This window comes from Polaribacter sp. BM10, assembly GCF_002005425.1.
GTDB classification, from domain to species: domain Bacteria; phylum Bacteroidota; class Bacteroidia; order Flavobacteriales; family Flavobacteriaceae; genus Polaribacter; species Polaribacter marinaquae.
Genome location: NZ_CP019704.1, coordinates 358,496 through 371,153, shown reverse-complemented (window position 1 = coordinate 371,153; position 12,658 = coordinate 358,496). Strand labels below are relative to the sequence as shown.

Annotated in this window: 7 protein-coding genes; all 7 read right to left on the bottom strand. The window is 31.0% G+C overall.

Translation table 11 applies throughout. From position 1 onward, the window contains the following. Window positions 1-98: 98 nt before the first annotated feature. Window positions 99-1,523, bottom strand: a complete 1,425-nt coding sequence (locus BXQ17_RS01520) for an MFS transporter (protein WP_077808930.1) — start codon at window positions 1,521-1,523, stop codon at window positions 99-101. Window positions 1,524-1,530: 7 nt separating this feature from the next. After that, window positions 1,531-3,027 carry a glycoside hydrolase family 30 beta sandwich domain-containing protein gene (locus BXQ17_RS01515; protein WP_077808929.1) on the bottom strand — a complete coding sequence of 499 codons (1,497 nt, stop codon included), beginning with the start codon at window positions 3,025-3,027 and terminating at the stop codon, window positions 1,531-1,533. 6 nt (window positions 3,028-3,033) lie between these two features. Continuing rightward, complete coding sequence (locus BXQ17_RS01510; RefSeq protein WP_077808928.1) at window positions 3,034-4,044, bottom strand: glycoside hydrolase family 2 TIM barrel-domain containing protein; 1,011 nt, start codon at window positions 4,042-4,044, stop codon at window positions 3,034-3,036. An 8-nt stretch (window positions 4,045-4,052) separates the two neighbouring features. Continuing rightward, window positions 4,053-5,324, bottom strand: a complete 1,272-nt coding sequence (locus BXQ17_RS01505) for a glycosyl hydrolase family 17 protein (protein ID WP_187661447.1) — start codon at window positions 5,322-5,324, stop codon at window positions 4,053-4,055. Between the two features lie 21 nt (window positions 5,325-5,345). Beyond that, window positions 5,346-8,780 (bottom strand): hypothetical protein, encoded by a 3,435-nt coding sequence (locus tag BXQ17_RS01500; protein ID WP_077808926.1) that lies wholly within the window; start codon window positions 8,778-8,780, stop codon window positions 5,346-5,348. Window positions 8,781-8,914: 134 nt separating this feature from the next. Continuing rightward, complete coding sequence (locus tag BXQ17_RS01495) at window positions 8,915-10,627, bottom strand: family 16 glycosylhydrolase (RefSeq protein WP_077808925.1); 1,713 nt, start codon at window positions 10,625-10,627, stop codon at window positions 8,915-8,917. Between the two features lie 31 nt (window positions 10,628-10,658). Continuing rightward, window positions 10,659-12,650 carry a carbohydrate binding domain-containing protein gene (locus BXQ17_RS14610; protein ID WP_254712395.1) on the bottom strand — a complete coding sequence of 664 codons (1,992 nt, stop codon included), beginning with the start codon at window positions 12,648-12,650 and terminating at the stop codon, window positions 10,659-10,661. Window positions 12,651-12,658 lie beyond the last annotated feature (8 nt).

Here is a 12,658-nt window from a genome sequence, read left to right as displayed (position 1 = left end):
CTATAATTCAGACAATTGAAAAAAAATTTAATTATAATTTAGAGGTTTTAAATTAAACTTGTTGTGTTTTCGTTTTAGTTAAAAACTAGACTATTTAGTTATTTGTTATTGTTTCGCTTATCTAACTCTGCTCTAATTAAAAGCGTTTTTTCTTCAGTAACATCATAATTTCTCATTACATACATTGCTGCTAAAGTTCCTAAGATTGGTAATCCTGAGAAGAAAATTCTTAAACCAAACATTGATTCTTCAGTTTGAATTGCTGCACCAGATTCAAAGTTTACAAAAGTTAGAATTAATCCACTTAACAAACCTGCAATTGCTAATCCAAATTTAACCATCCACCAATAAATCGCTCCAAAAATACCTTCTCTTCTTTTATTTGTATTTAACTCATCGATATCAATAACATCAGAAGTCATAGACATCATCAAGGTAAATAAACTTCCAATGCCAAAAGAAAAGAATGGCAATGCAAACAAAAACATGTAGGGTTTTCCCGGAATAAATAAAAACCATAGTAAAATATACCCAACTACAGAAATTCCTTGAGAAATTAAAAATGCTTTTTTCTTTCCCATTTTTTTAGACATTTTAGCAACAATAGGTATTACTAAAAAAGTAGTTACAATTGCACCAACACTTCCAAATAAAGTAGGCCAAAGACCAAAATTAGATTCGTTTCCGGCAAATAAGTAGTATTTAATAATATAGTAAGAAAAACCTGCAATCGTATTAAAAGCGTTAAATATTAAAAAAGTAGCAATGCATAATTTTTTAAAAGGTTCAATTTTTAAAGCGGCTTTAAAACCTTCTATTATTTCATTAAAACTACCACCTATGTTGCCTAATGTTAAAGACGAGTAGTTTTCATTTAAGGTTGATTTACTTTTGATAAATATTGCAGGAACCGCAGCCAAAAAAGCACAAGCTATCGCTACATATATTGCTAAAGATCTTGTTGCAACATCACCAGATTTAAACAATGTTGTGTCTGCCATTAAAACCCAAAACCAAGGTGCAATTACCCAAGCCCATTGCCCAATTAATTGTGCAGTTGCCATTATATTTGTTCGTTCATGAAAATCGTCACTCATTTCATAACCCATTGCCACATAAGGAACACTAAAAATGGTTAATCCTAAATAAAAGACAAAAGACCAAAGTAAAAAATACGTAAAATTATAATTTACAGAGTTTGATGTATACATTTGCCACATTAGAGCAAATGAAACGCCCATTATAATTGCACCTATTAAAACATATTGCCTTCTTCTACCCCACTTCGATTTCGTATTATCTGAAATAAAACCCATAATAGGATCTGTAATTGCATCGAAAATTCTCGGTAGAAAATATAAAACACCTAACATCCAACCAGGGAAACCTAAATTTTCTACTAAAACCACAGTAAAAATACCTAAAACTGCCGGAAACATTTGATTTGCCAACATCCCTAAGCCGAACGCTACTTTTTGCCCGAAAGAAACTTTTTTCTTTTTTGATAAATTAGCTGTTTCCATATTTCTTTTAGTTTGCAGGAATAATTATTGTTTGAATTGCTTGTGCATCAATTTTTACAGATACCGATTTCTCTAAAAAATTTAAAGTGAAACTTTTTTGATTTAAGCCTTCGTTAAAAACTACTACAGCAATAGAATCATCAGGATTTTTTGCCGCCGTTACTTGTAACTCTTTATCAGAATTAGTTACTTCTATTATAGAAGCTTCTGGTCTTATATATTTACTAAAATGTGCTAAAGTGTAATATATTGGTGTAAAATACACTTCATCTTTCTCTGGATCTACTATTACCGGAGCAACACACCAATTCTTAAACCAATTTGGTCCGCCTTGTGTATCTAAAACCATATTCCAATCTACCCAACCATCAACATAATTATTTAAGCAGCCAATTATATCTCTTGCATATCTATATACAGGCGCGTATTTAGGGTGTAAATATCTATCCTTTTCAGAAGCCCAATCCCAACCCCAATCTGTTGCTTCTTTAGACCAATACCATAAATCATCTCTCCATTTTGGCACTTCAGAATCTACACAACCTTCTGTTTCTATTAAATATTTATCTGGAGATTTTTGATGTGCGTACTGCAAAGCTTCCGGAAAAACCTCATACGTACTTTCATACCAATGAATTGCTGTACCATCAAAATACTTCGCACTTTCTTCTGTCTTATACATTTCATCTACCCATTCTTTTAAGCCAGCTCTATTTTGATCGTATCCTAAAATTTTAACTTTCGATTTACCATCTTTCTCTAATTTTGGTCCTAAATGATTCTGAACAAAATCGGTCATTTCTTTTGGTGAATAATGCATGCTTTCCCAATTATTACCATTTCCATGCGGTTCATTTTCAACTGTAAATCCCCAAATATCTATTCCTTCATTTTTGTAGGCGTCTAAATACTTAGAAAAAAACAAGGCCCATGTATCATAATATTTTGGCAACAATTTACCACCAACCCAACTATTATTATCTTTCATCCAAGGTGCAGCAGACCAAGGAGAAGCAATTATTTTAAAACCATCTTTAGAAATTGCCATTGCATCTTTAATCATCGGTATAATATCATCTTTGTCTTCAGCAACAGAAAAATGTTTTAATTCTACATCGTCTGCGACTGGTGTATAAGAATAATTTGATAATGAAAAATCACATGAATTCATATGAGTTCTAGTAAGAGAATATTTAGCGCCAGATTCTCCAAAATATGCTTCTAAAATTTCATTTCTTTTTTCTTTGCTCAATTTGTTTAACAAATACGCAGAAGACTCTGTAAAAGAACCTCCAAAACCTGTTATGGTTTGAAACTTCTTTTGATCGTTAATTTTTATTGTTGATGAGTTTTCATCTCCAGAAAAAGGCTTTATTTTAGATAGCTTATTTCCTTTGGCAGAAGTTTCATAAATTTCTACATCTAAAACTTCTTGTTTTTTTTCACAACTTACTATCATCAAAATTGACATAAATAATAAGACGCTTTTTAGATCTATTTTCATAATGTTTTATTTTTTATCTAAAGACGAATACACGTTTTTTACAATAGAAAAAACCTCTTTTTTCTTTCTATTAATATCTACTATTCCCCAAAATTCTTCGTTCGGAGCACCATCATATGGCACCCCAGAACTATTAGGAGCCCAACCACCAATATCTTGTTGATTGTTATTACCTGCTTTCCATAAACCATCTGTAAAAGAAAACAATGTTACACCGTTACCCTTATCTTTATTCGCAACAATCTTGTTTAGAATTTTTGAAGTAGCTGCTGCTTGTGCCTTTTCATTAATTCCTTTTTCAAAGCCATCTTTAGCAATAGTCATATAGCTATCACTGCCTGCTTCTGATAAATACATTGGTTTAGAACTGATTTGTTGCCATTGCGTAAAAATTTCTTCAGGATTATCCCATCTATAAACATTCATTCCCCAAACATCAATATTTTTGCCTTTAGCATATGCAATTGCATTTGGTAATTCACCATGCGCTGTTGCTACCGGATGATTACTATCTATTTTATGAATTGCTACTGCAGCCTTATCCATAACATTGTACCAGTTTAAAATATCACCATCAAACCATTCTGGATGATAATTGTATTCATTACCCAACTCCCACATTAAAATTGCTTTATGATTTTTAAACTTTTCTATGTAGTCTAAATAAGAGCCAGAATATAAATCGTTTATACCATCTTGTTTGTACCCAAACCCAATAATTACTTTAATTTCTGCTTTTTCTAATTTATTTAAAACAGTAACGTCTGCAATTGGTTCATAAACTCTTATGGTGTTTATGCCTGCTTCTTGCATCAATTTTAAATCTTGATCTATACTTTTAAAACTTCTTTTATTACTTCCTTTAGGAACCGGATGGTAACAAATTCCTTTAATAAAATAAGGTGTATTATTTACCAAGATTTTATTTTTCGAAACACTTACAACATCGATTTCTGTCTCAGAATTACATGAGATAAAAAGAAAGGTCAATAAAACTAACTGTATATAATTTTTCATTTTAAATATTATTCAAGAAGTAAAACCTCTTCCATTAATTTCTGTTTATTACCATTGTAAGACTTTACGATTGGCAAATTATTTCGTGTTAATGATTTAAACACATTTTTATCTACCAAATGCCAAAGCGCAAATTTTGCCTCACTTTTATTATTAATTAATCCGAAGTGATTTTCTGACCCTTCAGGATTTTTAGCATCTTTCCATTGCTCATCAAAAGCTTCAAAATAAAAACATGTAATTCCGTTGCTATTAGACCAATCTCTCATTGCTTTATAATAACATGCTTGCTTATACTCGTCTGTTGCTTTAGATCCTTTTGAACCATAAAAGCCATTAGATTTTGTAGCCCAACCAGTTTCTCCTATATGAATCGGTTTTTGAACACCTAGACTTTCAACATATTTTTTTACATTTTTATATTGATATACTGCATATTTTGTAGCATTTTTCATCAAAGAATCTATTCTTACTTCCTTAGAAACATCAGCATCTTTAACATTATTAGCTTTCCAAAAAACAGGATTATAATGTGTATCATGCATTGGATATGTGTGCATAGAAATAAAATCTACCGCCTTAATTAATCGTGTTAAATCTTCTGTATGGTAAGATTTATCTCCGCCACCCCAAGAAGCAAAATTATCTGAACTTGTAACCCAAAGCTCACCTGGTAACTCGCCTTCTTTTTTTAATTTTTGAAGATAATTTACCCATTTTAGTATCACTTTTGGCTGAACATAATAACTTGTCGCCCATTTTACCATTGCCTCATTACCAACAGAAATAATTTTTACAATTTCTGGGTACTTTTTTGCCAATGTAACAGCTGTTTCTATTTCAATAGCATTCCTTTCGCTTTCTTCAAGATGATTAGGTTCTTTACCATTATTATTAAAAGCATTTTTACAATCGATCCATGCGCCTAACATTACGTACATTTCAAAACCACTTTCTTCTTGCTTAAGTTGATTAATAGCTTCTAATAAATTTGCTGCTTGTTTTAAATGAACATTATAAGTTCTTAGAACTTTAATTTTCATTGCAGACAAAATTTTCAAATCATCTTTTAATTCTTTGATTGTAGGTTGAATATTTCTTGATTTTTGTCGATATCCGCCATACGAAATAGCCAAATACTCTTTATTACCTAGAATTTCTGATGCAGATAAATTTCTAACACCAACCTTGTTTTTAGTTGCATTACCTTTGCATGAAACGATAAAAAAGAGCATAATTATCCATATAAAATAAAGGAAACCATTCATCTTTTTTATCATTTTCATCTTTATTATAGTTTATTAAAATGAAACTTTAATACTTGCCACCTCATTGGTTCTTTTGAATAATTTTGAACTAACTTCTGGAGTTAATTCTAATTTTTCAAAAACATCTTTATCACCATTTTCATAAAAAACAGTTACATTTTTAGTGTCTGATTTCTCATAAACTATCGGCACTTGGCAATACGTAAAACTCAATTGATTTTCTAAAACTTTAATTGTTTTTTCATCACCAGAAACTGCTACATAATTAAATAGTTTTTCTGCTGATAAAAACTCTGATGTTTTTAATAAACGAGGATTAAAAACAATTCTCCCTTCTTTCACAAAAACACCTAATTCACCGAATCGACTTAGTATATCTTCCTTTACTTGCCCAGTCATACCCGGTTGTTGCGCTCCTTTACCTGCAGGTGTATGAGAATAAGCATCCGTAGGAAAGGCTCCGTAAAGCTTTGGTGATTTGTGCACTCCAATTCCTGCATGTATTTCGTAGTAATGATCTAAAAGTCTTCCTATAATAGCCTCATCTTCATTATTTCTAACAGCTAACAAGCAGTTTTCTTGCACAGCAACCAATAACTTAGAAACCATGTGCCAATAAATTGAACCTAAACCTTCATAACCAAAAAATGTTCCTGAACGACCTGTAAATGATTTATGATCAAAAATATCTTCAAAAATTGCAAAAACTTTAGCTGAATCTTTCTCTATCAACTTTTGATATTTTTCTTTTGATAAATTATCTAAAGCTTCTTTTAAGCTATTTGCATTATTAAAATTACCGTTAAAATGATAATTTCCTAAAATATCTTTTTCTATAATTTCTTTGTTGTTTTCTTTTACTAAAGCTGATAATAATTCTGAATTTTCTACACTATTTTTAGCGATGTTATTCTTCTTTGTAAAGCTTGGTAATTCTTTATTAGGATATAAAATATAACTGTATTGATCTTCTCTAAAAAGTGCACTATTTTTTAAACCATCTAGTAAGCCTAGTGCTTCTTTTGGTGATAAATAGCCAGAACTTAAAACAGCAACTTGCCCCTCTAACATTTCTGATAGATAAGAAATAGAAACCTCTTCTTTATTTTCTATTGTCATTAAATTATAAGCATGAAACATATTATCATTACGCTTGTTTGCTCTAATCGAATGCTCTAAATATGTATTTGTAACGTTTATAAATGCTAATAAATCTTCCTTAGAAATAGTTTTTTTAGTTGCAGAAAATCCGTTTTTATAAATGTTTAACCTGTATTTACTTGCAGGTTTCCCTAAACTATCTAATACTGTTTTTCTTTCTTTATCTGTAAATTCTCTAGATAAAATAGATTGATGTTTATTTAAAGTAGCTAACACTTCATTGAAAAAAGTTTGTAATTCAGAAGAAATACTTACTTCTGTAATTGAAGAGTCATTTACTATATTCTCGTAAAAATTTAAAAATCTGCGTAAATAATATAGTGTAACCATAGAAACACCATTACCAACTAAAGCATTGTTGGCATCATTCCATTCTGGTCGTTGCGTGTTCAACCAAATACCTGCTTCTGGTATAAAATTAGAAACCTTTGCCAAAACAGTTGCTAATAATTTTTCTATTAAATTAACTTTATAAATCTGGCTGTTTTTAGCTTCTAAAAGTGCCCCATCAGCACCAATTTTACTTCTTTTTTTATCAATTTCTGCATTTAATTGATAATCGAAATCAATTGTGTCTTTCGGGTTTTCTAATATTTCTTCGTAAGATTTAATTTTATAGGGCACATTGGCATATACAAAAATATCTTCTGTGAATAATTTTGTCAATTCACTAGGATAATGTTTTTCGATAAACTCTAAAAACTTAAGCAAATAAATAATTTGATGATCGCCCCAATAACCAATATAAGACCAAGGATCATGCTCTTCGATAACTTCCCAATCGAAACCACCTTTTGTAACTCTATAAGGATTGTAACCATCAAAAGTAGTTGCATTTAAAAATTTATGAATCATACTCTCGATAAACTCTGGATAAGCATGCACTAAAGCCTCCCAATTCTGAAAAATATCACGCCAGTTTCCTTCGTAATCTAAAACCTTAGAACCATCAACCTCGTTTTTAGTATTGATAGAAAACTTATTCCATGGTCTACTCGGGTCTCCGTGTCTTCTACTAAATTTTAAAGGCAAATACTCTAAACATAAACGTTTAAAATCTTTATCTGAGCTCGAATTCGCAATATTTTTTACTTCGGATAAGTTAAAAACTGCCGCTAATTTATTTAAATCGCTTTTATTATCTTGGAACACATTTTTATTTGCTTTTTGCAAATAATTGATAAAATCTTCTTTTTCGATAGAATAATTATCATCAAAAATTCCACCTCTCATTATATTAAAAAGCGTATTAGAAAAGTGTCTTGTATTTACTAAATTGTCTTCTGTTAACTGTAAACCGTCTGCCGAGGCGGTTAATTTTATTAAGTTTTTTGTCCCTAAATCGATATCATCTTTCAATAAATTTTCTACTGCAGTTTTAGATTTTATTATTTGAGAAATTTCTACAACATCACTTACAGATTGATTTACATTAGCAACTTGTAACCATTTTTTTTCTGAATTTGAAGGTAAATTGAACTCAAAAGCAGTTAAATACGCACCTTTTTCTGCTTTAATAGCTGTTTCTTGTTCTAAAGCAAAACCTCTTCTAAAGTTATTAATTTGTAATGATGATAATAAATAAGTAGGATTGTTGATACCTAAAGACCATACAATGTTTGCTTTTAACGCTTCACTAGGTTCTGCTTTATCTACAATAATAGCGCTTAAAGCATAAATACCTAAACCAACATTTTCTTCTAATTCACATTTTTTATAAGCATCTGCCAAATTACTAACATTTGCTTGTAAATCTGACCCAATACCAAACGGAATTATATCTTGAAAACCATCTAAAGTTTCAACATTTACATTGGCATTAGCATTGTTTACTAAGGTTGCTTTTCTAACAAAACCAAATTTATCACTAGAATTCCATTCATACTTAAAAGTTAATTCTAAATCGTTATTAATTTCTTCAAAAACAATTTTATTCCCAAAAGTATTTTTATAAATATTTCTTGTTATATCATACAAACCAGCTTGTCTCTCAGAAAAAGGTTCCCAGAGTTTTGTGCTTTCTTGCGTTTTAATTCTAAAAATAGTTTTACAACCTGTTGTTTCTGCTAACGCTGTAATTTTATCGTCTGTATAATAAGGAAATAAAGCATATTGAGCATTTTTTCTACCAGCAGTTAAGCCACCATTACTCGACACAAACATCCAATGATTTGAATCTGACACAATAGTCATAAAAAAAGGACGCATTGTATGTGTGTTTTCAATCTTATAAAAAGACTCTTTTCCTATAGTTACTAATTTTCCGTTATTAGTTACTGTTGGTTTATCTTTAAAAACAGTGCTCATTTACTTCTTTTTTTGATTAATTAATTTTAAATTTTGATATAAAAATCTTGCATTCAAAATTTTAAGAATGTATTATTTTAGATCTAAATACCGATTGTTAACTTATTTAAAGCTACTTCTAAAAAGTTTTTTATTTATTGAAATACTTTGATGTAATCTACCTCCATAACATCTTCTGTAAAAGCAGGATCTACATCACCACCAAGTGTACCTCCCATGGCAACATTCATTATAAAAAAGAAATCTGCATTAAAAGGTAAAGAAGCATCATTCTCTAGTGTATGATACGCTACATTGTCTATAGAAAATTTAATTTCATTTTCAGACCAATCTATTGTATATACATGAAATTCTGTTGTAGATGTTGGTAAACTCGTTGACATAGATGGTCCGCCACCAGCAAAATTACCTGGATAATGTATGGTACTTAAAACAGTATTTTTGTCGTTTCCTTTTTGTTCCATGATATCCATTTCTCCTGCATTTGGCCAACCGACAGAATTAAAGTTAGCTCCTAACATCCAAATTGCAGGCCATGTACCTTGCGATGCTGGTAGTTTGGCTCTAATTTCAAATCTTCCGTAAGTAAACTCTTGTAATCCTTCCGATTTTAATCTTGCAGAAGTGTAACCCGTACCATTTTTCTTTGCTTTAATTTTTAAACTTCCATTTTCTACAATTACATTTTCTGCATTGTTTGTATATGTTTGAAGCTCGTTATTTCCCCAGCCACCTGCACCTAAGTCATAAGTCCAGTTTGCAGCATTTGGCGCTCCATCAGTATTAAAATCATCTTCCCAAACTAAATTTGTAAATGCTGAAGTTGTTGCAGAACCTGGTTTTACTGTTGTAAATTTAAAATACCAAGCTAAATTAGGATCTACACCATCTAAAGTTCTAACATACATTTCTGTTTCCGAAATTTCTAAAATTTCGAAACTTGTAGAACTAACATAATATGCCATAAAACCACCGTTAGAAAAATTCATTTGTGTACCTCTTGGTTGAAAAGCAGGATCTGCTACTAGAGACCAATCTTCTGATGAAGGCGCTAATGAAACATTACTATCGAATGAAGTATCAAACGTAAAACATTCATCTCCGTTTGAGCCAGAACCACCAACAACTGTTTGATGTGCTGCATTTCCGTTGAAAAAAGTTTCTCCTTTATTATCTAAAGCATACGTTATCGAGCCATCTTCATTAATTGTAAATGTTAACTCATCGTCTGCATAACAGTCGTTTGTTGTACCTGCAGCTGCTGCAAAAAATGCTGGATAATAATATTGGCTTGGTCCGCCATTAATTTGAATATCAAACGCTAAAGAAGGACCAACACCTAAAGCTCCATCAACAGTGTTGTCGATATACCAAGTTTTAGAAACTGGCGTTGTAACTTCTAAAACATCGTTACCAGCAGCATCTTTAGATAAAGGTGCACCAGATAAAAAAGATCTTGCTTGAATATCATCAAAGGCACTAAAAACCTCTAAAAGTATTGTAGAAGATGATGAAACACCACCTTTACCAGATGCAACAATTGTTACATTGTATGTGTTAACACCTGTTTTTGTAAACCTGTGCTCTACTTCTCCGCTAGAAGAAGCCACTTTATCAGATCCATCACCAAAATTGTAAATATAACTTACTGCATTGTTTGCAGTGGCTTTAAACTTTACAATTCCAGATCCATCACCATAAACATTGGTATCATCTTTTCCTATAATTTCATTTTGAATATTAATATTACTAGGAACTGTTAATTGACCAAATTCTTGATCTTCTTCTTGACAACTAAATAGTGTTATTGTCAATGAAAATAATAGTATATATTTTAATGTTTTCATTTTTATATTTTTATAAAGTTATCTTTTAGATTTAATTACTAGATAATGAAACATTATCAATATTTACTTGCCCTACAGCTGCACCTAAATCAAAAATTACTCTGGCATCTGTTGCACCAAAATCTGTTGCTGTTAAGGTTACACTATACGTTGTTACTTCTGTTGTAATATTTACAGTTTCTGCTGTGTTAGACCAAGGTGCTGCACTTAAACCAATACCTGCAATTATTGGTCTATTTACATCAGACCAAGCATCAAAAGTTAATGTGTATGTGTTACCTTGAACTATTTCTACCTTCTGACTTAAGTTTACATCATAAGGATTACCAGCAGCTGTTACATTAACAGAATAATACGTATTGCCATTATCTGTTACTACTGGTGCAGATGAGTTGTCATCTACTCCTATTAACCAAGATTCGCTTCCGTTTTCGAAATCTGAATTATTTAAAACGTTCCCTTTTCCTATTATTAATGATACGTTATCAATATTTACCAAGCCAACTGCTGCACCAATATCAAAAATTACTCTCGCATCTATTGCCCCAAACTCTGTTGCCATAAGTGTTATTGAATATGTTGATCTTGTTGGCGTAATGTTAACCGTTTCTGTTGTATTAGACCAAGGTGAAGCACTTAAACCAATACCGGCAATAATTGGTCTATTTACGTCTGACCAAGCATCAAAAGTTAATGTGTAAGTATTACCTTGAATAATTTCTACTTTCTGACTTAAGTTTACGTCATATGGATTTCCTGCAGCTGTTACATTTACAGAATAATATGTATTACCATTATCTGTTACTACTGGTGCAGAAGAATTATCATCAACACCAACTAACCAAGCTTCACTTCCGTTTTCAAAATCTCCGTTTGTTAATAAACCGTCATTAAAAGTAGTTGAAGCATCTGGTTCTTTATAGAAATAGAAATTATCTATATAAACTACATTCGAAATACCATCAGAATCAATTAAAATTTGAGTAATCTTATTTTTATTTGCTAGATCACCACCGTCAAAACCTGTAATATCTATATCTATACTTTGCCAAGAACCACCAACGGTTGTACCTAAAGATTCTTCATCTTCACCTCCGTCTACTGTGTTTACTATTTTAACTAACAACTCATTTGTAGCGTCATTTGGCACCCAATAATCTATGTGTAATTTTTCCATAGAAGATACATCAATACCACTATCGTAATTGGTAACCATACCCACAAAATCTAAGTTTGTTAATTTCCAAACATTGTTATTATCTATTGTAATTGCCTCGAAACCAGAAGAAGACCAAGTTGTAGGTAATTCGTTTAATGTTACATCGGTATAAGCATCACTAAAAATCGAAACAACGTCTTCTGCTTTTCTATTCTTAGGATTTGGTGCTGCTTCTAATGGCGCTAAAATTTCTGTTACTGTAAATTCTTCTGTATATTCTAAAGTTGCAATTGCGGCTCCTTTTGCTACAATTTTAATTGAATAATCACCTGCTTCTTTATAAAGGTAAGAAATAGTTTCACCTATATTACCAGAAACTGGTTCTGTTGCATTTACTTCACCTGAATAAAAATCGAACATTGATGCAAAATCTGCATTTACCGTAATATTTACTTGTTTAGATATTGCTGCATCATTTTCTAAAACTACAACTATATTCTGAGGTGCTTTAAATGAAACTACCAATTGTTGTATGGCTTCAGTTTTATCTCCGTTTAAATTATAGGCAACAATTTTTACATCGTGTGTACCTTCTGTATAAACATTAGATGCACTTTCGCCTTGTTCTAAATTAACAGGCGTAGTAGTATCTGCATCAAAATAAACATCGTAATTAGTTGCTCCTTCTGCATTTGGCGTAATTGTAACTTCGCCAGTATTATCTTGCTTTATATTATAATTAGCTGTAACATTTGTTGGTGCCGATATATTATCTGCAAAAGAAAGGTCGTTTAAATTATCTTTACACGCTGTAAACAAGATCAACACGATAAAGAATCTATATATATATTTTATTTTTTTCATCTTTTAAC